The 21,865-nt window shown below is 57.3% G+C and carries 23 protein-coding genes, 1 tRNA gene and 4 pseudogenes; 18 read left to right on the top strand and 10 right to left on the bottom strand.

The genetic code is table 11. From position 1 onward, the window contains the following. Positions 1-125, bottom strand: a pseudogene (locus BMZ42_RS17840) (IS3 family transposase); the annotation flags it as partial. Between BMZ42_RS17840 and BMZ42_RS18325 the strand changes: the two are divergent. From BMZ42_RS18325 to BMZ42_RS16705, 7 genes and pseudogenes are all read left to right on the top strand, one after another. Continuing rightward, a pseudogene (locus BMZ42_RS18325) lies at positions 124-481 on the top strand (transposase); the annotation flags it as partial. The pseudogenes BMZ42_RS17840 and BMZ42_RS18325 sit on opposite strands and share 2 nt — an antisense overlap. A 373-nt stretch (positions 482-854) precedes the next feature. Next, entirely contained in the window at positions 855-1,598 is a 744-nt protein-coding gene (locus tag BMZ42_RS16730; protein ID WP_210185238.1) for an IclR family transcriptional regulator, read from the top strand. A gap of 29 nt (positions 1,599-1,627) precedes the next feature. Beyond that, positions 1,628-2,596: a TRAP transporter substrate-binding protein gene (locus tag BMZ42_RS16725; protein WP_091524808.1), complete on the top strand. Its 969-nt coding sequence runs from the start codon at positions 1,628-1,630 to the stop codon at positions 2,594-2,596. 5 nt (positions 2,597-2,601) lie between these two features. Next, positions 2,602-3,120: a TRAP transporter small permease gene (locus tag BMZ42_RS16720; RefSeq protein ID WP_091524805.1), complete on the top strand. Its 519-nt coding sequence runs from the start codon at positions 2,602-2,604 to the stop codon at positions 3,118-3,120. Further along, on the top strand, positions 3,117-4,376 hold the full coding sequence (locus BMZ42_RS16715) for a TRAP transporter large permease (protein ID WP_091524804.1): 1,260 nt from the start codon (positions 3,117-3,119) through the stop codon (positions 4,374-4,376). Before BMZ42_RS16720 ends, BMZ42_RS16715 begins: the two co-directional genes overlap by 4 nt. Before the next feature lie 4 nt (positions 4,377-4,380). Beyond that, a complete protein-coding gene (locus BMZ42_RS16710; RefSeq protein WP_091524801.1) occupies positions 4,381-5,091 on the top strand; it encodes an enoyl-CoA hydratase/isomerase family protein in 711 nt (236 codons plus the stop codon). A gap of 24 nt (positions 5,092-5,115) precedes the next feature. Further along, on the top strand, positions 5,116-5,994 hold the full coding sequence (locus BMZ42_RS16705) for an isocitrate lyase/PEP mutase family protein (RefSeq protein ID WP_091524798.1): 879 nt from the start codon (positions 5,116-5,118) through the stop codon (positions 5,992-5,994). A gap of 272 nt (positions 5,995-6,266) precedes the next feature. Here the strand turns inward: BMZ42_RS16705 and BMZ42_RS16700 are convergent, their stop codons facing one another. The 3 genes from BMZ42_RS16700 to hisD form a co-directional block, all read right to left on the bottom strand. After that, positions 6,267-7,199: a 3-hydroxyacyl-CoA dehydrogenase gene (locus BMZ42_RS16700; protein WP_091524796.1), complete on the bottom strand. Its 933-nt coding sequence runs from the start codon at positions 7,197-7,199 to the stop codon at positions 6,267-6,269. Between the two features lie 85 nt (positions 7,200-7,284). Beyond that, positions 7,285-8,055 carry an SDR family NAD(P)-dependent oxidoreductase gene (locus BMZ42_RS16695; RefSeq protein ID WP_091524794.1) on the bottom strand — a complete coding sequence of 257 codons (771 nt, stop codon included), beginning with the start codon at positions 8,053-8,055 and terminating at the stop codon, positions 7,285-7,287. Positions 8,056-8,099: 44 nt separating this feature from the next. Then, positions 8,100-9,410, bottom strand: a complete 1,311-nt coding sequence (gene hisD / locus BMZ42_RS16690) for a histidinol dehydrogenase (protein ID WP_091524791.1) — start codon at positions 9,408-9,410, stop codon at positions 8,100-8,102. 66 nt (positions 9,411-9,476) lie between these two features. Here hisD and BMZ42_RS16685 point away from each other — a divergent pair, with 66 nt between their 5' ends. The 4 genes from BMZ42_RS16685 (at position 9,477) to BMZ42_RS16670 (ending at position 12,889) form a co-directional block, all read left to right on the top strand. Next, positions 9,477-10,484: a LacI family DNA-binding transcriptional regulator gene (locus tag BMZ42_RS16685; RefSeq protein WP_244523309.1), complete on the top strand. Its 1,008-nt coding sequence runs from the start codon at positions 9,477-9,479 to the stop codon at positions 10,482-10,484. Positions 10,485-10,970: 486 nt separating this feature from the next. Further along, the gene (locus tag BMZ42_RS16680) at positions 10,971-12,116 is read left to right on the top strand and encodes a site-specific integrase (protein WP_091524789.1); all 1,146 of its coding nucleotides are present in this window, start codon (positions 10,971-10,973) and stop codon (positions 12,114-12,116) included. 87 nt (positions 12,117-12,203) lie between these two features. Next, the gene (locus BMZ42_RS16675) at positions 12,204-12,470 is read left to right on the top strand and encodes a type II toxin-antitoxin system Phd/YefM family antitoxin (protein WP_091524787.1); all 267 of its coding nucleotides are present in this window, start codon (positions 12,204-12,206) and stop codon (positions 12,468-12,470) included. After that, positions 12,467-12,889 carry a type II toxin-antitoxin system VapC family toxin gene (locus BMZ42_RS16670; RefSeq protein ID WP_091524784.1) on the top strand — a complete coding sequence of 141 codons (423 nt, stop codon included), beginning with the start codon at positions 12,467-12,469 and terminating at the stop codon, positions 12,887-12,889. Before BMZ42_RS16675 ends, BMZ42_RS16670 begins: the two co-directional genes overlap by 4 nt. Before the next feature lie 206 nt (positions 12,890-13,095). On the opposite strand, the gene istB is transcribed toward BMZ42_RS16670, so the two are convergent. Together istB and istA are read right to left on the bottom strand one after the other, a co-directional pair. Beyond that, positions 13,096-13,830, bottom strand: coding sequence for an IS21-like element helper ATPase IstB (istB, locus tag BMZ42_RS16665; protein WP_091524783.1), 735 nt, complete (start codon positions 13,828-13,830; stop codon positions 13,096-13,098). Positions 13,831-13,835: 5 nt separating this feature from the next. Next, a pseudogene (gene istA, locus BMZ42_RS16660) lies at positions 13,836-15,329 on the bottom strand (IS21 family transposase); the annotation flags it as partial. A 146-nt stretch (positions 15,330-15,475) separates the two neighbouring features. Here istA and BMZ42_RS16655 point away from each other — a divergent pair. The 3 genes from BMZ42_RS16655 to BMZ42_RS18115 are packed head-to-tail and all read left to right on the top strand — an operon-like array spanning position 15,476 to position 16,760. Further along, complete coding sequence (locus BMZ42_RS16655; protein ID WP_091524779.1) at positions 15,476-15,808, top strand: hypothetical protein; 333 nt, start codon at positions 15,476-15,478, stop codon at positions 15,806-15,808. Then, positions 15,805-16,602, top strand: a complete 798-nt coding sequence (locus BMZ42_RS16650) for a hypothetical protein (RefSeq protein ID WP_091524776.1) — start codon at positions 15,805-15,807, stop codon at positions 16,600-16,602. The genes BMZ42_RS16655 and BMZ42_RS16650 overlap by 4 nt, the downstream gene beginning before the upstream one ends. After that, complete coding sequence (locus tag BMZ42_RS18115) at positions 16,599-16,760, top strand: hypothetical protein (RefSeq protein ID WP_175556767.1); 162 nt, start codon at positions 16,599-16,601, stop codon at positions 16,758-16,760. The genes BMZ42_RS16650 and BMZ42_RS18115 overlap by 4 nt, the downstream gene beginning before the upstream one ends. A 224-nt stretch (positions 16,761-16,984) precedes the next feature. Here the strand turns inward: BMZ42_RS18115 and BMZ42_RS16645 are convergent. After that, positions 16,985-17,061, bottom strand: a tRNA-Pro gene (locus BMZ42_RS16645). Positions 17,062-17,319: 258 nt separating this feature from the next. On the opposite strand from BMZ42_RS16645, the pseudogene BMZ42_RS18320 reads away from it, so the two are divergent. Both BMZ42_RS18320 and BMZ42_RS16635 read left to right on the top strand, forming a co-directional pair. Continuing rightward, positions 17,320-17,582 (top strand): annotated as a pseudogene (locus BMZ42_RS18320) (site-specific integrase); the annotation flags it as partial. A 205-nt stretch (positions 17,583-17,787) separates the two neighbouring features. After that, positions 17,788-18,183: a DUF6941 family protein gene (locus BMZ42_RS16635; RefSeq protein ID WP_091524774.1), complete on the top strand. Its 396-nt coding sequence runs from the start codon at positions 17,788-17,790 to the stop codon at positions 18,181-18,183. Positions 18,184-18,267: 84 nt separating this feature from the next. Here the strand turns inward: BMZ42_RS16635 and BMZ42_RS18105 are convergent, their stop codons facing one another. Together BMZ42_RS18105 and BMZ42_RS16630 are read right to left on the bottom strand one after the other, a co-directional pair. Then, positions 18,268-18,405, bottom strand: coding sequence for a hypothetical protein (locus tag BMZ42_RS18105; RefSeq protein WP_175556765.1), 138 nt, complete (start codon positions 18,403-18,405; stop codon positions 18,268-18,270). A 335-nt stretch (positions 18,406-18,740) separates the two neighbouring features. Next, positions 18,741-19,886 (bottom strand): acyltransferase family protein, encoded by a 1,146-nt coding sequence (locus tag BMZ42_RS16630; protein WP_175556764.1) that lies wholly within the window; start codon positions 19,884-19,886, stop codon positions 18,741-18,743. Between the two features lie 507 nt (positions 19,887-20,393). On the opposite strand from BMZ42_RS16630, the gene BMZ42_RS16625 reads away from it, so the two are divergent. Then, the gene (locus BMZ42_RS16625; RefSeq protein ID WP_091524770.1) at positions 20,394-20,864 is read left to right on the top strand and encodes a Ros/MucR family transcriptional regulator; all 471 of its coding nucleotides are present in this window, start codon (positions 20,394-20,396) and stop codon (positions 20,862-20,864) included. A 280-nt stretch (positions 20,865-21,144) separates the two neighbouring features. Further along, positions 21,145-21,327, top strand: a complete 183-nt coding sequence (locus tag BMZ42_RS16620; protein ID WP_091524767.1) for a Flp family type IVb pilin — start codon at positions 21,145-21,147, stop codon at positions 21,325-21,327. Between the two features lie 116 nt (positions 21,328-21,443). Here the strand turns inward: BMZ42_RS16620 and BMZ42_RS16615 are convergent. Next, positions 21,444-21,865 (bottom strand): hypothetical protein (locus BMZ42_RS16615; RefSeq protein WP_210185237.1); only part of this gene is annotated, 422 nt, incomplete at its 5' end.

Genomic DNA, 21,865 nt, shown 5'->3' with positions numbered 1-21,865 from the left:
CCTGGCGCTGGTTTGGAGGTGTTCGGGCGACGGTAGATCGCCTCGATGCCCATCTTCTTCATGAGCGTGGCGACGTGCAGCCGCCCGGTTTCCAATCCTTCTCCTCTCAAGAGCCCTTGCAACATCCCTGGTGTAGGCGTTCAAACCTCTGCCGCATTTGCCGCCGCCATCGATGAAGTCGGCCGCTTCCGACAATCTCGCACCGCCGGCGCCTACTTCGGGCTCGTCCCCAGACGTCATCAATCTGGAGAGATCGATTGGACAGGGCGCATCACCAAACAAGGCGACAGCATGGTCCGCAAACTCCTTTACGAAGCAGCCAACTCGATCCTCACGCGCAGTCGTGGCAACTTCGCCTTCAAGGGGTGGCCATGAAGATTGCGAAGCGGCGTGGTTTAAGAAAGGCGCGCGTGGCGCTTGCCAGGCGTCTCGCCGTCATTATCACGCCATGCTGCGCGATGGCACTTTGTTCGAAGCTTGAGGTGAGATAGAATCCGATTACCAGCGGTGAAGCCAGAAAGCTGATCCGAGGGCGGTTTCCCGAGAGGGAACGCAGGGACGGACGATCTGCGAAGGTTACCGGATGGGCCAGAAAGCCCGCTTCGAGTCAATGCAACGTTCGGCCTTGTGAAAAACGATACAGCACGATCGCTGCTCGCAGCCATCAGTGCGGGCAGATCCTTGAAACCCTCAAGGGAAACACCGCCAAGCTCTGCAAATTACAGATCCTGACCCTAGCCCGCGAGCTCGCGTGTCGGCTGCAGGCGGAACTTCATCACCTGACCATCATCGCGCTTGTGGTTGACAAGCGGCAAAAATAGAGTCATTCATATTCGTGAATGGAGTTCACATATATGAACGTTAAGTCAGCAACTCGGGCTTTGAAAATTCTTCGTGGGCTGGGCGAGAAGCCACAAAGCCATGTCGAGCTGTCCGTGGCGCTCGACATTCCTCGAAGCAGCCTTACCGGACTTCTCACAACGATGATGGACGACGGATTCGTGACCTATGACGCGAACACCCGGTTGTACGGTCTTGGCCCGGAAGTTCTCCTGCTCGCTCAACGCTATCTCGCAGGTATCAATGTCGTGACCACCGGCCAGGCCATGGTGGCGGAAATTGTGAGAGAAACGGGTGAATCGACCGCGCTGGTCGTTCGCGCGGGGGACGATATTCTTGTCGTCGCAAAGCAGAATTCCGAAACGCCCATTCGACGCTCAATGCAGCTTGGCGAACGGGCGCCCATGTCGCTAACGGCGGCGGGTCGCGTTTTCCTGGCCTATATGTCCAAGGCGGAGAGGGAGCGTATCATCGGGTCCAGCCTTGCTGAAACCGGGCTGACGGCCGAGCGCATCGAACGGCTTGAGGCGCACCTTCATGAAGTCCGCGCCGGGGCCGTGGCCTATTCGCGTGAAGACCTGTTGTCAGGCGTCATTGCAATGGCACTACCCGTTTTTGATGCCAATGGCGCCGTTGAAGCATGCCTGAGCGTGTCGGCGCCAACATCACGATTCGACGAAATTCTCGAAGAGAGGATCGCAGGGTCTCTGCGGCGACATGCATCCGCATTGTCGGCAGTGCTCCGCGCCAAACCGTGACACCTTAGAAATTGGTTAGGGAGGTATGTATGCGTAAATTGATAGCAACCATGGCGCTCGCCGGCGCAATGACCGCCGCCATGATGTCGGCTGCAAGGGCAGAAAAGGATATCGTGTTTGCTCACGTCTTTGCTGCCAATAGTCTTGAGCAAGAAACTGCCGAAGTGTTCGCCAAGAAGGTTGCCGAGTTCAGCAAGGGCGAACTGAAGGTAACGGTGTTTCCGGCAAGCCAGCTGGGAGGCTGGAACCAGATCGCCACCCAGCAGCGTTCGGGCGCAGTCCACGTGACGATCATTTCGACCAGCGCGCTCGGCTCCTTCTCTCCGCTAGCAACCGTTGATGTCTGGCCATTCATTTTCGAGACGCGTGAGCAGTTCGATAAGGCTTATGCCAGTGAAGACGGCAAGGCGTTCTTCAAGGCCATCGAGGCCGAATCCGGCTACCGGGTTCTCGCGCCCACTTACAAGGGTTTTCGGAACGTCTACCTGCGGCATGATGCGGATGACCTGAAGGGCCAGAAGATCCGCGTTCCCGGCTTGCCGATTGTCCTTCGTTCATTCGAAGCATGGGGCGCCAGCCCGACTCCGATGGACATGGCCGAGATCTACACTGCCATGCAGCAGGGTGTTGTCGATGGTATCGAAATCGAGGCCCAGACAGCACTATCTTCGGGTATGGGCGACGTCACCAAGACAGTGCTAATGACCAAGCACATGATGCCGAACTACGCCTTCATCTTCTACGGTGCATGGCTCGACGAGCTTCCCGAGGCAGAGCGCGTGGCGCTCGAGCAGGCTTCGGCCGAAGCCAGCAAATATTTTGCTGACAAGATCGCGATCGCCGAAGCCCAGGCGCTGGAAGCCTTCAAGCCCAAGGGTGCCAACATCAAGGAAGTCGACCTCAACGCGATGAAGAGCCAGGTCTCCGGCCTCGACAAGGAGTTTCCTGACCAATACGGCTGGGTTAAGCGCCTTCAAGCTGCAGCCGGCATGAACTGATCGTCATGCTGAATGTCGCTTCCATCGTGACCCGTGTCGCGGATGTCGTTGCGACTGTCGCACGGTGGGTGATCGGGCTTTGCCTGTTCGCCCTCCTTGCGGCCGTAGCTACACAGATATTCGGACGACATGTTCTGCACAGCACTCCGTCGTGGACCGAAGTCTTCGCCTCCCTAATGATGACCTGGCTTTCCTTCATCGGCGCGGCCTATGCCGTACGGCTGGACGAGAACATGGCGATTGCCGTAATTCCCGAGGCGCTGTCGGGATGGGCGCGTACCATTCTCCTCGTGATCATTGGCATCGTCGGTATGATCTTCGGCTATCTGCTGCTCGACGCCAGCATCGAACAACTGTCGCTTCTGGGAAGCTCGACCATCATCGGGCTCGGCATATCGACACAGTGGCTTTATCTAAGCGCCCCGATTGCCGCAGGGCTCATGCTCCTCTTCCTTGCGGAGCGAATGTTGCTGGCACTCGTCACGCGCGATGGGCCCGCCACCAAAAATGAGGTGTCGCTGTGATTCCGTTCGGCATTTTTATCGTCACTTTGATCATTGGGGTTCCGACGTTCATCGTCATCGGCATCACTGCTTTCGCGGCGATCGGCCGCCTGCCGCATTCGGTTCTCATCGACCAGATGACGGCGGCACTTAACAATTTCCCGTTGATCGCCCTGCCGCTCTTCCTGCTGATGGGCAATCTGATGACATATGGCGGGATCACGCGCTCGCTTGTGTCGTTTACCAATCTCTTCCTTGGCCGCATTCGCGGTGGCCTGTCACTGGGCGCGATCGGCTCGGCAACATTCTTCTCGACGATCTCGGGCTCAGCTGCCGCGGATACGTCAGCGCTTGGCGCGGTACTGATCCCGGCCATGAAGGAGGACGGCTATCATCCCGGCTATGCAGGCGCGCTGATCGCGGCTGCCGGCACTTTGGGCTCCATCATTCCACCGTCCATTCTGCTCGTTCTCTACGGCGTTCAGACCGGCACCTCCATACGCGGCCTGTTCATGGCGGGTGTTGTCCCTGGGATTACCGCCGCACTCGGCATGATGGGTGTTGCGCTATGGACCGCGTTCCGCCGAAACTATCCAAAATATCCCTCGCCGACGGCGCACGAAGCGGTCAAGGCCACTGTCGGCGCAATCCCTGTGTTGCTCCTGCCGCTGATCATACTGGTCGGGATCATCTCTGGCTTCTTCACCATCACGGAAAGCGCCGGCGTCGCGGTACTCTACGCTTTGCTGCTGATCGTCGCCAAGGGTCGGTTCAAATTCGAGGCCATTGCGAACATCTTCATGAAGTCGGGCATAGAAACCGCGGCGGTTACCATCGTCATCGCGGCATCGGCAGCCCTGGCGTGGCCCCTGACGCGCAGCCAAGTCCCGCTTCATGCGGCAAACTTCATTCTTGAGCACTTGTCCAACCCAGTCTTGATCCTGTTCGTGGTCAACCTGCTTCTGTTGTTCCTCGGCATGTTCCTGGCACCGGCAGCAGCCCTGATCATCGTAACGCCGCTGCTCACCCCCCTTGGCGCCGCATTAGATGTCGATCCCCTACAGCTTGGGCTGATGATCGTCTTCAATCTCAACCTGGGACTGATCGTTCCTCCCATCGGCGAAAGCTTGTTCATAACGGCACGAATAGCGGGAACGAGCTACGTAACCCAGGTCAAGGAGTGTCTACCGTTCGTTGCCGTCAACCTCATCGTGCTCATGCTCGTCACCTACTGGCCACCGATGACGACCGCTTTCCCGGCCCTCGTTGGATACTGATACAATGACTCATCTTCTTAAGGAAACGACGGGACGCGTCCGAATCCTCACACTCAACCGGACGGAAATTGGCAACCGGGTGTCTAAAGCCCTTGCTCTCGATCTCATTGCCGCGCTTGACGATGCGGAGCAAGATACCGCGATCGGTGCCATTGTCTTGACCGGAAATGGTGAGGTCTTCTGCATCGGCGGCGACCACTCCGGCGCCGGCCGTACCCCGGAAGCGATCCAGGACTTTGCCGAAGCGTTCGGCAACCTCAACCGACGTGTTCAAACCTTGGGCAAGCCGGTATTCGCCGCGATCAACGGTGATGCAATGGCTGGCGGGTTTAGCATGCTCAGTTGCTGCGACATCGCCGTGATGAGCGAGACCGCGACGCTTGGCCTACCGGAGCTCGAACATGGTCTCTTTCCGATCCTCGCAATGGCAACGATCCAACGGATCATGAGCCGGAAATTGTTCTTTGAACTGGTCTACGAGGGAAGGAGACTGACGGCTGACGAGGCACGCGCCTTGTGGCTGGTGAACGAGGTGGTCCCGCGCGAACAGGTTCTGGCTCGCACACTTGCGAGGGCACAAAAACTTGCCGAGGCGCCCGCCATGTCCGTCAGGCTCGGGCGCCAAGGGTATGAAACCATGCTGGGTGGCGAACTTGACGTCGCCCTGCGTCACGCCAGGACCCTCCTGCCGCTACTTGCCGGCACGCGAGAATGAATTCCAATCAACAGGTAGACATTAATGACCAAAACCAAAGTCCTTAGAACCATGTTCTCCGCCCCGGATATGTTGCTGTGCATGGGGGCTTATGACGCTCTTTCCGCACGTCTGGCGGAACAAGCCGGCTTCAACTGCATCTATCTTGGTGGATTTGCCGCCGCGACCTCGATGCTCGGCGTACCGGATCTCGGCATCCTCACGCTGCCGGAAATGGCTGACCATATCAGACGGATCGCCGCGGTGACCACAAAGCCGATCATCGCGGATGCCGATAACGGCCATGGCAACGCCGTCAATACCGCACGGACGATCGCGATGTTCGAGGCAGCCGGCGCCTCTGGCATTCATATGGAAGATCAGGTGCTTCCTAAAAAATGCGGCCACGTCGCCGGCAAGGTTCTGGTTCCGACAGAGGATATGATCAACAAGCTGAAGGCCGCGCAGCAAGCCCGTTCCGACAAGGATTTCGTCATCATCGTACGGACCGACGCGATCGCTGTTGATGGGCTTGATGCGGCGATCGATCGCGCCAAACGGTATGCTGATGCGGGTGCCGACGCACTTTTCCTAGATGCACCTGAATCAATGGAACACCTGGATCGGATTGGCAAGGAACTGGCATCGACCGGCAAGCCGCTCGTCTTTAATGCCGCAAGTACGGGTAAGACACCGGAGATCAGCGTCGAGCAGTGCCGCGCCTTCGGGTTCCACGTCATCCTCTACCCGATTGAACCGCTGTTGGCGGCCATGGACGGCGCAAAGGCCGTCATGAAAGCAGTTCTGGAAACCGGTGAACTCACTTCCGTGCGGCATCGTATGGCAAACTTTACGCAGATCAAGAATGCCGTGGGCTTCCCCGAGGCAGAAGCGCTCGACATCGCGTTTCCGATGACGAAGTAAATCATGACCTCCACCAAAGGTGGAGGTCAGCTTGCTGAAAACTTCTCCCCGGTACCTTGATTGCGATCTGTTCTCCGAGTCAAAGACGGTCGGTGAATCTGATCATTTCGGATGACGGTTAAAGCCCATCGCGATCTTTCAGATCCGCGAGCGATGCCTTAGGGTCTTGTTTTTGTACATGTCTTTATCTCGAAACCGGGGGACCACCTTCGGGAGACATCAGCAATCTGACGCCGGCTATGGCCGGCGTTTTTTGTCTTGTGCTGTTCTCGTCAGGGAACCAGCTTGCGCTGGCTCGCAACAAGGGCCATCAGACGGTTGTCGCGCCAGGCGCGCCGCGCGTCGATCTGATCTGCCGGGAGGGCGGCCCGGCGCTCTTCTGTCGCCCGGCGCACGGCATCGTCGCTCCAGGGTCCAGCCGGTGGGCGACCTTCTGCCAGCTCCACATACATGGGACCGAGGCGACGCGCATAATCGTCGATACCAGTCGGTGCGTTGAGGTCGATCGTCTCAAACGGGCCCATAAAGGCCCATCGCAGGCCCAACCCATATTTGACCGTCTTGTCGATATCTTCAGCTGTCGCATAACCTTGATCGAACAGCCACCAGGCCTCGTCGAGAAGCGCGCCCTGGAGACGGTTCAGGATGAAGCCCGGGATTTCGCGGGTCACGACGACGGGAGCCTGTCCGACCGATTGCATGAGGTCGCGCGTTTTTTGCACCGTTGTGTCATTGGTCCAGGGCGCCGGCACGATCTCCACCACGGGAACGAGATGCGGCGGATTTACGGGATGGGCGACAACAAAACGCTCGCGGTTGGCACATCCTTCGGTGAAGGACGAGGCAGGCAGGCCGGAGGTAGAGCTTCCGACCAGCGATAGGGGACCGAGATAGCAGTCGATCTCGGCGCAGACTTCCCGCTTCAGGTCCACTCGTTCAACCACCGATTCCTGAACGTAGTCCGCGCCAACGACCGCATCCGATACACTGCAGCAGACAGTGATCCGCCGGAGAACCATATCGACATCGGTGATCAGATCATAGGTCGCCATGGCCTCCAAGGACGCGCGAAAATGACTTGGAAGGCGCTCACGGATCGTCTCGCTCGCATCAAAAACCCGCACTTCATGGCCGCTTCGCGCAAAGACAATTGCCCAGCCAGCTCCAACTAGCCCAGCGCCTATTACTGCTATATGTCCGCTCATCGTCGAGAAAGCTCCACCCTTGATGTGTAATCGGTCCGGCGATAAGTGGGATCCTCCGGCGGACCGTCCTGCTTCAGCTGCGGCATCAGCCGGCCGTCCAGCCGCCATCCACCATCAGCGCCGTCCCCGTAATCATCGCCGCAGCATCGGAGGCCAAGAAGACGACGGGGCCCATGATATCCTCGACTTCTCCGATACGTCCGAGCTTGATCTTTTCCTCCACCCATTTCAGCCGTTGCGGGTTGGCAAAGGTCTGCTCGGCGAGCGGGGTGCGGATGAAGGTTGGGCATATCGTGTTCACGCGTATGCGATATGAACCCCATTCGATCGCCATCGACTTGGTGAAGCCCTCAACGGCATGCTTGGTGGCCGCGTACACGGCGCGGTCGACACCGCCCACATGCGCCATCTGCGACGAAATATTGATCAACGATCCTCTCCGTCCGGCTTCGATTTGCCGTCTTGCCACAGCGCGGGTGAGAAAATAGGCTCCCCGAAAGTTGACCCCTACGACCGCGTCGAAGTCACCGATTGTGGTGTCAAGCGCAGCACTGTGACGGGCCAACCCCGCACTATTGACGAGGATGTCGAACGGAGCCAGGCTCGTCACCATTGCCTCCGTTGCTTCGACATCCTGAATGTCCATCAACAGCGTTTCGGTTGAAAGACCCAGTTCACTTAGCTGGCTTGCAATGGTCGCAAGTTTGTCAGTGGACCTGGCCGCCAGCGTCACCCGCGCGCCGGCCTCTGCCAGTGCCACCGCGGCGCCAAGCCCGATTCCGGAGGACGCGCCTGCGACCAGAGCACTCTTGCCATCCAGTCGAAACGATGGGGTGCGAGGAAACGTCGTCACCATGGCACCCGTCCATCACCTGCGTTCATGAAAAAAGTCGACATGCCTTATTCAGCTGCCGCCCCATAGGGAATGTTGCGACCACCATAGCGGCGGACTCGCACATTCGCCTGTTCGGCATGTCCGACGAAGCCTTCAAGCATGCACAGGCGAGAACAGTATTCGCCGATCATGGCGGCCGCTTCGTCAGTAAGTACCTTCTGGTAAGAATGGGTCTTAAGGAACTTGCCGACCCACAGACCGCCCGTATAGCGGCCGGCCCGCTTTGTCGGCAGCGTGTGGTTGGTCCCGATGACCTTATCTCCGTTGGCAACATTCGTGCGGGGACCCAGGAACAGAGCACCATAGGAATGCATATTGGCCAGGAACCAGTCATCGCGGTCGGTCATGACCTGAACATGCTCCGAAGCGATCTCGTTGGCGATGTCGAGCATGTCCTCGTAGGTATCGCAGATTATGACCTCACCGTAGTCCGCCCAACTCTTCGATGCGGTATCGGCGGTTGGCAGGATAGCGAGAAGGCGATCGATCTCGGACAGTGTGGCCTCGGCCAGTCTGCGGGAATTGGTGATCAGAACGGCCGGCGAATTGTAGCCATGCTCCGCTTGCCCGAGGAGATCGGTGGCACACATCTCGGCGTCCACAGTCTCATCGGCGATCACCATTGTCTCCGTCGGCCCGGCAAAGAGATCGATGCCGACGCGGCCATAGAGCTGACGTTTGGCCTCGGCCACAAACGCGTTGCCCGGCCCGACGAGCATGTGAACAGGTTCGATGGTTTGCGTGCCGATCGCCATGGCACCAATGGCCTGGACGCCGCCCAACACGTAGATTTCGTGTGCGCCGCCGAGATGCATCGCGGCAATGACCGCCGGATTGGGCTCGCCCTTGAAAGCGGGCGTGGCAGCAGCGATACGCGGCACGCCAGCAACAGAAGCGGTCAGGACCGACATATGCGCCGATGCCACCATTGGGAACTTGCCACCTGGGATATAGCAGCCGACGGACTGGACCGGGATGTTCTTGTGTCCCAGGACCACTCCAGGCATCGTTTCCACCTCGATGTCCAACATCGAATCCCGCTGCGCCTGAGCAAATTTGCGGACCTGTGCCTGGGCGAACTTGATGTCTTCCATGTCGCGCGAAGACACCTTGCTGATCAAAGCCTCGATTTCGCTGGCGGCGAGCCGGAAGGACTGCGGAGAATATTTGTCGAACTTTTCTGAAAGTTCGCGGACCGCCGCATCACCGCGCACCTCGATTTCGCGCAAGATGTCCTCGACAACGGCGCGAACCTTTTGATCGTCTTCGGAGCGCTCGGAATCCGGCTTGCCCCGCTTCAAATAATGAATGGCCATGGTGTCTCTCCCTTTGCCGAGGAACGTTAGCCTGCTATAGCGGAGATGCAAATTTTCAGAAGCTGATTGAAAAATTTTCATAGGAGTAGATCTCTGAAGCCCACAGCCAAACAGGTTGCCCACGTTGCAGGCGTCTCACTTGCCGCGGTCTCCCGGGCATTTACGCCAGGCGCTTCGCTCGATGTCGAAAAGAGGAAGCGAATCCTCGCGGTAGCCGAGGAGATCGGCTATCTCAGTCCGGCAAGGCGAACGGCTGAAGCTATTTCTGCCACTACCATCACTTTGGTTGCCGGTGATCTTCTCAACCCGTTTTATCCCTTCGTACTGGATACGCTGGCAAAGCAGCTACAGGAAAGCGAGCGTCAGCTTCTGGTTTATGCGCTAGCGGCAAACACGGACGTGGATTCCGTGACTGAGCAGATTCTTGCGGCGCGCCCATCGGCAATCATCGTGACCTCCGCTCACCTGACATCCAGCATGGCGCGCGCGTGTCGGCAGCATCAGATCAAGGTGGTATTGCTGAACCGGATCCAGCGCGACATCCGCATTAATGCCGTTGCTTGCGACAACTTCCAGGGTGGCCGCGACGCTGGCCGCCTGTTGCTGGAACGCGGATACCGGAAGATTGCTCTCGTCGGTGGTGTTGCGAATACCTCCACCCATGTGGAACGCGTGAGGGGACTGCGTGACGTGCTGGCGGAGGCGGGAGGAGCCATTCATGCCCAGGCATTTGGTAACTTCACCTACAAGGGCGGGTACACCGCCGGCAAGACACTGCTTTCCGTCCCCGACGCCCCCGATGCGATTTTCTGCTGCAACGACATTATGGCGCTGGCTGTGATTGACGTGGCACGGGAGTTTGGATTGCGGATACCCGAGGATCTGGCAGTCATCGGCTTCGATGATATCCCCATGGCAAGCTGGAATTCCTATGGCCTCACAACTATTCGCCAACCTGTTGAACGCATGGTCATGGAGGCGCTGAAGATAATAGACGACCCGACCATCAAGCCCTCCGATGACGGTATTATTACCATGCTGCCCGGCACGCTCGTCACGCGCAGCAGTGCTTGAGAGCACAAACCCCGGTCGACTTGTCACCGCGAACGATGCGACGCGAATGCCTTGCAGAAGCTGCTGTCATATCGTGCCCTGCAGGCTCTCATCGCCACCCCCGCATATCCCTCCGGGCGCGTGTCCGACCTGATCGCTGAGTGTAATCTCCATGCCGGGTTTTCTGACGCTAATCTCCAGTGTTGAAGTCGCACGGAGTCACTGTCACCCGACCACGCGCCTCCATCGGGGCGATCTTCAATGCGCTTCAACAGAGTGATCCGAAGCTGCTCGTACTGAACAACCAGCAGGCCAACCGCGGGAATGCCTTGGCTGGAATGGTTCGGCATCAACAGCCCCAACTCAGCGGATTGCAAGCAATATGCAGCGGAGCGTATACCGCAGGTGATCTTTTCACCTAATTCTCATCCAAAACCGCACCTCACGTAACGCGGCTATAACGATCGATAATCTTGCATTATCGGACATAATTGTCATTATAGAGAAATCGCCCAAATCATCGAGCAAAACAGCGAAAATCACGTCGAGGAGACCTCAGCGTCGTCCCTCAGTACAGCGCCTGGACTTGATATTTCCCCGCCGGAGATGTCGGGCGAAAGCCCCCTCCCCTCTCTCGGTGGCGAGAACCAGACACCATCTCATCTTGCCAGCCTTGCCGATCGAGCCCGCAGCTATGTCGAAGCCGCCAGTTCCGCCAATACACGAAAAGCCTATGCCTCAGACTGGAAGCATTTTTCAGCGTGGTGCCGGCGGTCTAACCTCACGCCCCTCCCCCCGCATCCGCAAACCGTCGGGCTTTATATCACGGCCTGCGCTTCCCGCAGTGCCATTGGCACGCCTACAAGAGGCGCCAAGGCCAACTCCGTCTCAACCATCGAACGACGCCTCTCCTCGCTCTCTTGGAACTATGCCCAGCGTGGCTTCTCGCTCGATCGCAAGGACCGGCATATCGCCACCGTGATGGCCGGCATCCGCAACAGCCACGCCAAGCCACCGGTCGAGAAGGAAGCGGTGATGGCTGAAGATATCATCGCCATGGTCGAGACGCTCGATCGCGGCTCTCTGCGCGGCCTGCGGGATCGGGCCATGCTGCTCATCGGCTTTGCTGGAGGTCTTCGGCGCTCCGAGATCGTCGGCCTCGACCTGAAGGCCGACCAGACTGAGGACGGTCGCGGTTGGATCGAGATCCTCGACAAGGGCATGCTCATCACCTTGCGCGGTAAAACCGGATGGCGAGAGGTCGAGGTCGGTCGCGGCTCGGCCGATGCGACCTGCCCGGTCGCCGCAGTCGAGACCTGGATCAAGTTCGCCAAGCTGGCTCATGGCCCCCTCTTTCGTCGGGTGACGGGGCAAGGGAAGGCTGTCGGGTCGGAGCGCCTGAACGACAAGGAGGTCGCTCGGCTTGTGAAAAAGGCCGCAATGGCCGCAGGCGTTCGCGGCGATCTGAGCGAAAATGAACGCGCCTTCAAGTTCTCCGGCCATTCCCTCCGCGCAGGCTTGGCCTCCTCGGCTCAGGTCGACGAGCGTTACGTCCAGAAACAGCTCGGTCATGCTTCAGCGGAGATGACCCGCAGATATCAACGCCGGCGGGATCGCTTCCGGGTAAATCTCACCAAGGCATCCGGGCTTTAGCTGCCCCCTCCCCTGCCGTTCAAACGCTTGCAGAAAACCCGTTAGCACACTATAGTCACTATAGTCATTTTGGTTATAGGTGAAGCGATGCAAACATCAACGCACGACGATATGAGTTGGACGGTCGCGGGGGCGAAGGCGAAGCTTTCGGAGGTCATGGAGCGCGCGCAATTGGCACCTCAGACCATCACCCGCAATGGGAAGCCGAGCGTGGTGGTCGTCTCTGCCGAAGAGTGGCAGAAGAAGACTGCCCGAAGGGGATCGCTTGCGGAATTTCTGTTGGCATCGCCTCTGCGCGGAGCGGATCTGGATCTTCAACGTCAACATGACGAGCCGCGTGACTTGTCGTTATGAGACTGCTGCTCGATACGAATGTGCTGTCGGAAGTCACAAAACCTAACCCAGATGAAGGTGTTCTGAAATGGATCCACGGGTTGGACGAAGACCGGACGTTCATCAGCATCGTGTCGATTGCTGAAATTAGACGGGGCGTCGCGTTGATGGATAGCGGACGAAAGCGCGATGCCCTGGGCGAGTGGCTTGCGCACGATCTGCCTCAGCGTTTCGAAAATCGGATTATTCCGGTGGAAGAGCCCGTCGCCCTGGCGTGGGGCGATCTCATGGCGCTTGCCAAGCGAAGAGGTCGTGGGCTTGCCTCGATGGACGGGCTGATTGCAGCCACCGCCGTCGCTCATCAGTTGTCGCTTGCGACACGCAACATCAAAGATTTCGAGGGCTTCGGAGTAGATATCCTCAACCCATGGGCGGCTTGATCGACCCGATGTTCGTCGATGGAAGGATTAGTCTGCATGCTCTCATAGCCGTTGCGGAGTTCCTGGATGTCAATCGGCTCGGAATGTTGACCCCTTATCGGCGTCCAATATTCACCCCCCCCTGTAGGCGATCAGCGCTTGGCCTGCCCGGCGCTGGCCGGGGTTGCATAGGGTAGGCCAAGTGCGGGTGATGGTTATCTTCGGCTTTAGCTTTGAGAGCGGTTCTTGAAGCGCCAGGACTCGTTGCCGGTTTCCACAATCTCGCAGTGGTGGGTCAAACGGTCGAGGAGTGCCGTCGTCATCTTGGCATCGCCAAACACCGACGGCCATTCACCGAAGGCAAGGTTTGTGGTTACGATGATCGATGTGCGCTCGTAGAGCCTGCTGATCAGGTGGAACAGGAGCTGGCCTCCGGCCTGGGCGAACGGCAGGTATCCCAGTTCATCGAGAATGATGAAGTCAAGGCGTGTGAGGTAATCGGCGGTCCGTCCCTGCTTGCCGTTGCGCGTTTCCGTTTCCAGTCGATTGACCAGATCAACGACGTTGAAGAAGCGGCCGCGCGTGCTGTTGCGGATGAGTGCGCGGGCAATCGCGATGGCCAGATGGCTCTTGCCGGTTCCCGTGCCGCCGACGAGGACGACGTTGCGTTGATCGGCGACAAAGGTGCCCGTGGCCAATTCCCGGACCAGGGATTCATTGACAGGCGTTTCAGCGAAGTCGAAGTCATCGATATCCTTGGCGAGTGGAAGCTTGGCAATGCTGAGCTGGTAACGGATTGAGCGGGCCTGCTTCTCGGCGATCTCCGACTGCAACAGGTCACCGACGATGCGCGGTGGTTCGTGCTGCCGTTTGATGCCGTTTCCCATGACCTCGTCGTAGGCGCTGCGCATTCCGTAGAGCTTCAACGTGCTCATCAGTTCGAGAACCTGCGTGCGTTCCATCAACTTGCCCTCCTGAGCCTGTCGTAACGGGCGCAGTCGGCGACCGGCTCATGGGCAAGCCGAAGCGCATCGGGGATTTGCAGGGTTGCAGCGGGAGCCGGATCGCGGCTTCGAGCCAGAATGTTGATGATCATCGAGGCCGAGCAGACACCGTGATCGAGCGCTTCCTGGCAGGCAGCCTCAACTGCCGCCAAGCCATCGGCGGGAACACATCCGAGTATGGTGACCATCTGCCGATCACCGTCATCGACGTTCTTCAGCCGTTTGCGAACCTTCTCCATTGCAGTGGGCAGAACCCATTCCCTGAACGGAGCGCCGTTGCGCAATGCACCGGGTTTACGAGCGAGGACAGGCACATAGTGCCAGGGATCATAGACCGTCTCGCCCCGGCCGAAGCTGCGCCGATGTTCAGCGACCGTCACTCCATTCTGTTTGATGACGATCCGATCCGCATAGGCATGAACCTCGACAGGGCGGCCGACTGCAGTCGACAGGACCGAGTATTTGTTGTTATCGAAGCGGACAGTGCAGGTCTTTGACACTGAGGCGGGCACGCAGTGGAAGCCGTCGAACGGACCAACATAATGCACGAGGCTGCCTCGCTCGGCTTCGAACATCTGCCAGATCGTCTGTCCGGTCTGTTCGGGATGGCTATGAGCCTTGGCATAGGCAATGCACTTGTCGAGCAGCCAGACATTCAGTTCCTCCAGGCTTTTGACCCGCAGGCGTGGCGTGAAGAAGCGCTCCCGCACGAGGCCGACCTGGTTCTCGACCTGTCCTTTCTCCCAGCCGGATGCAGGCGTGCAGGCAACCGGATGGACGAGGTAATGGCTGCACATCTGCAGGAAGCGACGATTGTAGAGCCGCTCCTTGCCGATGAAGACTGCCTCGACTGCCGTCTTCATGTTGTCATAGATGCCGCGCGTGCAGGTGCCACGGAAGAAGGCGAAGGCCTTGTCGTGGGCATCGAAGACCATCTCCTGGCTCTCACGCATATAGGCGCGGGCGAACATCATCCGGCTGTGGCAGAGGCGGACATGAGCAACCTTCACCGTCGTCGTCACGCCCTGGATCAGAACGATCTCGTGGCTCCAGTCGAACTGGTAGGCCTCGCCGGGCGCGTAGTAGAGCGGCACGTACGCTTCGGCCGTCACAGCCCCTCGATCTTTCGACCATCCCTTCGCATAGCGCCGGATCGCATCGTAGCTGCCATCGTAACCCAGCGCCCGAAGCTCTTCGTAAATCCGGATCAGCGTCAACCGTTCACGAGATGGTTTGCCTTCGTTCGCAGCCAGGAAGCGCTCGATCTCGGCCTTCCACCGACCCGTCTTCGGTAAAGGTTGTCGCTCTCGCTCGTAGGAAAAGTCCGTCTCATCGGACCGCAGAATCTTGCGCACCGTGTTGCGGGACACATGCAGCTCCCGGACGATCCTCTTCACCGACCAGCCCTGCACATGGAAGGCCCGACGAACACGCGCAATCGTATCCACTCGCTTCAACTCCCCCTCCATCCGCCAGCAAAAGGCGGATGGTCAGACGAAACAGGTGGGGGGTCAAAATTGGACGCCGGTCACCCCGCCAGAGGGGTCAATATTCCACGCCTAAACACAATCGAAGTCAGCGAAGGCATGAAGGAGGCCGCAGCATGAGCGATGCAGCGCTCTTGAAGCTCGAAGCGGAGTTCAACGCGAACAGCGAGCGGGAGGTACAAGCCGGCGACAAAGTGGCAGAGCTCGAGGCGGAGTTCGATCGGCTCCGTAAGCGCATGCGCAAGGCAGAGCGGAAGGAGGATCGCCGGACGCAGGAAGGTGCTCGCCTGTTCAACAAGGTTATGGAAACGCGCGCTGACAGCCTGGAAGGGATGTTCGCCAAAGTCAGAGTCCGGGACCGATGGTACACGGACGAGGAAGCCAGCGAGATTGCAATCCTAAAAAGCCTGATCGCTGACCTGAGAGCGCTGGCGGATATCCAGTCATGACGGCTGCCAGCAAAGCCCCGGTGGCCAGACGGCGGATTGAGTTTCGGTCCGCCGACGCTGCACGGTTCAATGCGTTGCGTGAAGAATGGCGGGTTGCTGCATCTGGTAGGCCGTTACCCAAGGTCGCACACAAGCTCGCCTCGCTTCTTCCGGGCTATGTCAGCCGCGAGTACGGCTATGCCTTCCCGACCGACGAACAGCTTGCCGGGCTTGGCAAATGCTCCACGCGCCTCATCGGCAAAGGAATGCTTGCGCTGGAACGCGCCGGCTTGATCGAGCGTCAAACAATCGTGCGGCGGGACGAGAAAGGCGAAGCGGCCGGGCGCATCCGCCGCATCTACCTGACCATGCCAAGTGAACGGAACACTTTCATGCCTGAGGTGAACGGAACAGAAGTGAATGGAACACCCGAGGTGAATGGAACAAACTGGGTGAGTGAACGGAACCCTGTGTTCCGAATATACCCTGACAGAACTACCCCTGATAATAAAAGCAGCATTGAGAGAAAGGTTAGCTCTTACGCGCCCACGCGCGAGGGCTTTCCAATAGGATACGCGGACGACGATGATTTTCTCGATGCCTTCGACCGCGCCCTAATCGAAACAGCCCGGATCAATCCGACCGACTTCGCAGATCTCGAGCGATTGGTGCAACAGGCTTTCGACCGCACCACGGACAAGTGCGAGATGTTCATGCCGTTTCATTGGCGGGACGTGCGAGCACTCCGTTCGGGAGACACTGCCGAATGGTTCAGGCGCCGCGCAGATCAATTGATCGAGAGGAGAGCCGCATGACCCGTCACGACATCGAAAATGCGATCGAGCGGCTACTGTCCATTTTGGACACGCTGGACGATGACCCGGACCGCGAGGACGATCCTGCCGAGTTGGACCTGCCGGGTTTCATCTGGGGTGGTGGTGAAGATGGCGGCCCGGCGCATAGCGGTGCGTAGTGGGCCCTACCCTGATCTTGCGCGTGCGCCTCTACCGCGATCCGACTAGGGAAGCGACGATAGCCGCCGTACCTCAGCCGCGACCAATTCGAAACTGTCCTATCGTACCGACCCACACACCTCCGAAATCAACTCTCGGGGTGCCCTGGGGGTGCCCTGACAACTCAGAGCGGCACCTACAAAAGCGTCAGTCATCGTAAGTAACTGATGCTATTGAGAGAAAATGGTCGGAGCGGCGGGATTCGAACCCACGACCCCTTGACCCCCAGTCAAGTGCGCTACCGGGCTGCGCTACGCTCCGAACCGAGGAAAGCCCTATAGAATGCGGGGTTGCGGCGCAAGCACCAAAATGCCCTGCAGGAACAAAAGCAGACAAACTATGCCAAAACTGCGCCATCCGAGGCAGAAAGTGCCACGGAATTTACCACGGATGTTCCGCACTCGTTCTAGAGTTATCCACAACGCTTGAATTTCCGGCGCGCCGAGCCGAATTGAACGCATCAACTACGTCTGTTCATCTTTCCAGACAGGGCGTCGAATCGTTTTGATACGCACACGATCGATGCCGCGCACGAGTTCTGAGATCTTTCCATTCAACGGAGAATCAATAAGCGCCGCCTTTACCCGCGCGAAGACCTGCGGATCCATGACCTGCGGCAGGATGGCGTATCGCGCCTGTTCGAGCTCGGCCTGAACATTCCACATGCGGCCGCCGTTTCGGGTCACCGATCCTGGCAGTCGCTTAAATGCTATCCCCACCTCCGACAGCGCGGCGACAAGTACGAGAACTGGAAATGGCTTGCGCCGGAGGATAGTCCCTGACCCCGGAGGGAGAGCCACAATCCTTGTTCTTCCATCATTTTCCGACCGGTTGCCCAACGGGGTTTGCGCGGGAACACAATCACTTGGTCGCGGCACACCCTCATCGCCAAATTCTTAAATCCGCTACTTCATCGACATTTGGCAATTCAGTGCCCACATCGTCAACGAGCACATTGCCCGTAAATATCATGGAGTCGGCGGGCTGATGGGATGGCGTGGCGAGACGATCTTTTGTGATGATATTCGTATCGAGAACACTGGCAAGCACATACTGATCGGTGTTTACGGCGTAGATTTGTTGCCCTCTTTCCTGCCTGTGAACGTTACACTAGGCGCGTGGGTGCGCTTTTCCGGCCTGGAAAAAGGGCAAAAGCGTTACAGTCTAAGGCTTAAAGGCCCTTCGGGTAGCGAGGTGTTAAGCCTCGACGGAGAAACTGAAATATTGCGAAGTGATGATCCTACGATTTTTTCACTTTTACCAATCCCCGTGAACATCGATCAGACCGGCTCCATAACACTTGAGTTCGGGTTTGATGGCGAGCCTTGCGTGGAGATCGGTAGGCTGAGAGTCTCGCCACCACAAGATTTCCAAGATTCCTGAATCGTCTCCCGCCCGTCAATGGTAGCTGGGTAGCCCTGCGTCGCGGCCATCTCCTGGACGGCGCTTGGCTTCTATCCACTGCGCTTAGACGAACCACATCACCACAATGCCGCCGATCACGACGAGGATCAGGCCAGCGATAAGCATGGGCATGAGGCTGCTGGAATTTTCATCGCGAGCGCTTGCGGCTTCACTTGATGTTACTACGGGCTTTTCTGGCATCGGAGCCTCCTAGGCGCAATAACATGCCGTAGAGTAAACCAATCCGCTTTGATCGCTCGCAAGCTATTGGATATTCCTTGCGGCGGGGATTGGGCTCTTCTTACAGCATGCTCAACAACAGAAGGAACCCAGTCATCGACATCGGTCGCATCAGCAGTCTCTGCTGACCGGAGCACGTTTGTCGGCACGTGGTCGGGAAATCTTCGTAGGGGGCTCAAGTGCTGGTAGAAGTACCTGCAAACGGCAATGCCAGCTATACGTTCAACGACCGGCCAGGTCGGCGGGCGTTTCGTCAACAGGTCCATGCACCCAAGTCACCCGAGCAGCAATGTCCTCTAGCCGCTTACCGCTGGTTTACGTTTCACGGTATCCTTCTCACGATTAAATCGAGCCCCAACATTCATTCGAGGCTGTGCGTAGCGTGGGCGCATCGCCATGAATGGCTTCTCGATGATCCGATAGGTCAACACCGCCAACATGGTCACAACTGGAAAAACAACAAGGAGCGTGGTGATTATCGCGTCCCAGTCGCCTCGCCCCGTCAATTCAATCCACCACTTGTGATTGATGACAGCTGATATGACGACGAAATGAAGCAGATAGGCTGAATAGCTTATAGACCCCAGCCACGTCAGCATTGCTCCCACCCGGATCCGCATCAACACCTGGCCAGCAGACAGATAACTGAGGATCACCGACGCCCAAACAGCACCCTCGATGGGTGGGAATACAACGCGCCACGGAGATTGGTTTGGCCATCCTCCAAAGCGATTGAACACGAACAGCATGGTGATCGCCACCCCGAACGCGACCGGGAAGAACCAGCCAGAAATCTGCTCCTTCCCCCAGCGTTTGTATAAACTGGCGGCCAACATTCCGATGACGAACTGGTCAATCCGTCCCGCCAATGTCCAATAGCTTAGATCGCGGGGATTCGCGTCTGCACCGAACACGGCAATCACGCGAAGGACCAACATCAATCCGATAATTGCTAGCAACGCCCGTGGACCATGATGCGACAGCAACCAGAGCAGCGCTGGGAACAACAAGTAGCACTGAAACTCGACCTTGACCGCCCAGAACATCGCAACGAACGGGGATGAAATCTGATTACGAGGATCGATCGGCAATGCAGAGTTCAGAAAAGCGAGAAGATCTGATCCGGTAGTTGCCACTGCAAGCATGAGGCAGAGCATCATTAGCGGATAAATTCGCAACACTCGAGCAAGTATGAACCGCCCATAGTCGATGGTCTTGTCGAGAACTCCAACCGACAGAATGAATCCCGACAGGACAATGAACAAGCTGACTGCTGAATGGCCCTCAACGATGAGAAGCATAAGCGGGTTATTAGGCTGCGGCCAAGGAACGGAGCTATCGAAACTGCGACCGTATATGATTGGCGATCCGATCAACTGCAGTCCGTGGTACAGCAGAATAATAAGCGCTGCATAAGCCCTGAGGTGATCAATCTCGGGCATGTACGATCTGTTGAAACTGCGCAATAGTTGCCTCTTACCAAAGCCGTCGCTCCACCAGTCTACTGACACGGCACTGACCGAACAACAAGACGGCATCGCCTTGTTGTTCGGTCAGCAAGACTTCGTATTAAGGCGAGGACTGCCACGTCAGCTGCGACCAAGCCGCAGCCACCCCCCCCCAGTCGCTGACAGCACCCGCCCTAACTTCAGTAACCTCGACCGAAGGTTCCCGCGTCTGCTGCCTTGTCGACAAAGGCAGAAAAGGGGCTCATACGCCATTTAGAAATAATATTCGAACCCGCATCAGTCGATCGATCTCGACGTACAGTCGCATCATCAATTCAATTTTATACCGCGTGTCAGCTTCTAAATGGAATGGTAGATAATAATGAAACCGGCTTGCGGTTACCTTGAAAAATATATCTATGATCGCTTTACTTCATCGCGCGTCCACGACCGTTTCTTCACCGATTGATAAAATATTCGAGCTTCTGGAGTATTTTCAGCATGTCCTCTCCCGAAAAGAACACTGACGATCATTTGGAGTTGATGGGGAAAATTGTATCGGCATATGTCGCTAACAATGCTGTCCCTGCCGCAGACTTAACTCGGCTTATGTCAGATGTGCATTCCACCATTGCTTTACTCTCAAGGGGTGAGCATGAGATCGACAAGCCAGAAGCCAGTCAAGACCAACCAATACCCGCTGTTTCGGTCAAAAAGTCGGTTCAGCATGACCATCTCGTCTGCCTTGAAGATGGGAAGAAATTCAAATCGCTGAAACGACATCTGGAAGCACAGCATAATATGACTCCAGATGAGTACCGCGCAAAATGGAATTTACCGGATGATTATCCAATGATCGCCCCGGGTTACTCTGAAATCCGCTCCCGCGTAGCAAAGGAAATGGGACTTGGTCGCACAGCTCGCTCTCGGCGCGGCCCATACACAAAAAGAGTCGGGAAAATTAAAGAGTAATTCTTCACCGAAGCTGACAGCCCCACCAATCGGTGGTGCATGGACGTGACAGGTGATCTCCAGCTCTTCTATCACCACCACCAGCATACAATGCAATCAAGGTTGATGTTCACTCTTCACCGTCAGCAGATACGCCAAGCAACATTTTTGTGTTTACTTAACTATGAATATCACTGAAATCTGTTAACCTTGTAGATTAATAGCTTAACAAGAAGAGCGTCGTATTTTCGGGCTGTCACAACAAGGGCAGCAAGCCCTCACCCTGAATAGCGGAGCCGAAATGAAAAATCTTCTGAAGCGTTTTAAGAGCGACGAGTCTGGTGCGACGGCAATTGAGTATGGACTGATTGCAGCATTGATTGGAGTAGCTATCGTTACAGGCGCTGGCTTGCTCGGCACCGAGCTCGGGGATCGGTTTACTAACATTGCCGACACGATCAAAAACCCTAAAGGCGAGCAGTAAGCAATAGATTTCAGATAGGGCGAGAGTCCTTAGTCCCAGTGTTACAGCACGGGCACAACTAGGGCCGCATGATAGCGGCCCCTTTTTTATCAACATTCCGCTTAGGCAACCACGAATTAAGCTGGCGGCTTATGCGCTCCGAACCACTTGGAGATCATGCCAAACAGCACATCTGATGCCCACATGGCCGAGTTGCCGACAAGGAACGACGACGCCAAATAGACATGAAAGTCGTTCTCCGGCATCGGCCAACCGAGGAGGTGCAGATACTGCACGATGGGAACGGTCAGGTAGACGCAGGCAAGCATACCTGCAATTGGGGAAATGATGACTTCCCGAACGCGTATTTTGCTGCGGGTGATTGATCGCAGCAAGCCACCCGCAGCCCCAGCCGCAAGAAAGCTCGGATCGATACCGATTGAGCGCAGAAGGTCACTAATCATTGAACCGCGCCGGGTTTGCCGGAGGCTCCAACTTCCAAATAGGATGGAGCCATGACGAGCAAAACGACAAACAAGTTTTCCCCTGAGGTGCGCGA

This window comes from Aquamicrobium aerolatum DSM 21857, from assembly GCF_900113935.1.
GTDB lineage: Bacteria > Pseudomonadota > Alphaproteobacteria > Rhizobiales > Rhizobiaceae > Aerobium > Aerobium aerolatum.
The sequence above is the reverse complement of the archived record's forward strand: the minus strand, read 5'-3'. Positions and strand labels throughout refer to the sequence as shown.

Coding starts and splice junctions, on each gene's coding strand:
- BMZ42_RS18105 (WP_175556765.1), bottom strand. CDS start 18,405: ATGCCAGAAAAGCCCGTAGTAACATCAAGTGAAGCCGCAAGCGCTCGC.
- BMZ42_RS16675 (WP_091524787.1), top strand. CDS start 12,204: ATGCAAACATCAACGCACGACGATATGAGTTGGACGGTCGCGGGGGCG.
- BMZ42_RS16725 (WP_091524808.1), top strand. CDS start 1,628: ATGCGTAAATTGATAGCAACCATGGCGCTCGCCGGCGCAATGACCGCC.
- BMZ42_RS16700 (WP_091524796.1), bottom strand. CDS start 7,199: ATGAGCGGACATATAGCAGTAATAGGCGCTGGGCTAGTTGGAGCTGGC.
- BMZ42_RS16710 (WP_091524801.1), top strand. CDS start 4,381: ATGACTCATCTTCTTAAGGAAACGACGGGACGCGTCCGAATCCTCACA.
- istB (WP_091524783.1), bottom strand. CDS start 13,830: ATGGAACGCACGCAGGTTCTCGAACTGATGAGCACGTTGAAGCTCTAC.
- BMZ42_RS16630 (WP_175556764.1), bottom strand. CDS start 19,886: ATGCCCGAGATTGATCACCTCAGGGCTTATGCAGCGCTTATTATTCTG.
- BMZ42_RS16650 (WP_091524776.1), top strand. CDS start 15,805: ATGACGGCTGCCAGCAAAGCCCCGGTGGCCAGACGGCGGATTGAGTTT.
- BMZ42_RS16655 (WP_091524779.1), top strand. CDS start 15,476: ATGAGCGATGCAGCGCTCTTGAAGCTCGAAGCGGAGTTCAACGCGAAC.
- BMZ42_RS16720 (WP_091524805.1), top strand. CDS start 2,602: ATGCTGAATGTCGCTTCCATCGTGACCCGTGTCGCGGATGTCGTTGCG.
- BMZ42_RS16730 (WP_210185238.1), top strand. CDS start 855: ATGAACGTTAAGTCAGCAACTCGGGCTTTGAAAATTCTTCGTGGGCTG.
- BMZ42_RS16625 (WP_091524770.1), top strand. CDS start 20,394: ATGTCCTCTCCCGAAAAGAACACTGACGATCATTTGGAGTTGATGGGG.
- BMZ42_RS16635 (WP_091524774.1), top strand. CDS start 17,788: ATGGGATGGCGTGGCGAGACGATCTTTTGTGATGATATTCGTATCGAG.
- BMZ42_RS16620 (WP_091524767.1), top strand. CDS start 21,145: ATGAAAAATCTTCTGAAGCGTTTTAAGAGCGACGAGTCTGGTGCGACG.
- BMZ42_RS18115 (WP_175556767.1), top strand. CDS start 16,599: ATGACCCGTCACGACATCGAAAATGCGATCGAGCGGCTACTGTCCATT.
- BMZ42_RS16695 (WP_091524794.1), bottom strand. CDS start 8,055: ATGGTGACGACGTTTCCTCGCACCCCATCGTTTCGACTGGATGGCAAG.
- BMZ42_RS16670 (WP_091524784.1), top strand. CDS start 12,467: ATGAGACTGCTGCTCGATACGAATGTGCTGTCGGAAGTCACAAAACCT.
- BMZ42_RS16705 (WP_091524798.1), top strand. CDS start 5,116: ATGACCAAAACCAAAGTCCTTAGAACCATGTTCTCCGCCCCGGATATG.
- hisD (WP_091524791.1), bottom strand. CDS start 9,410: ATGGCCATTCATTATTTGAAGCGGGGCAAGCCGGATTCCGAGCGCTCC.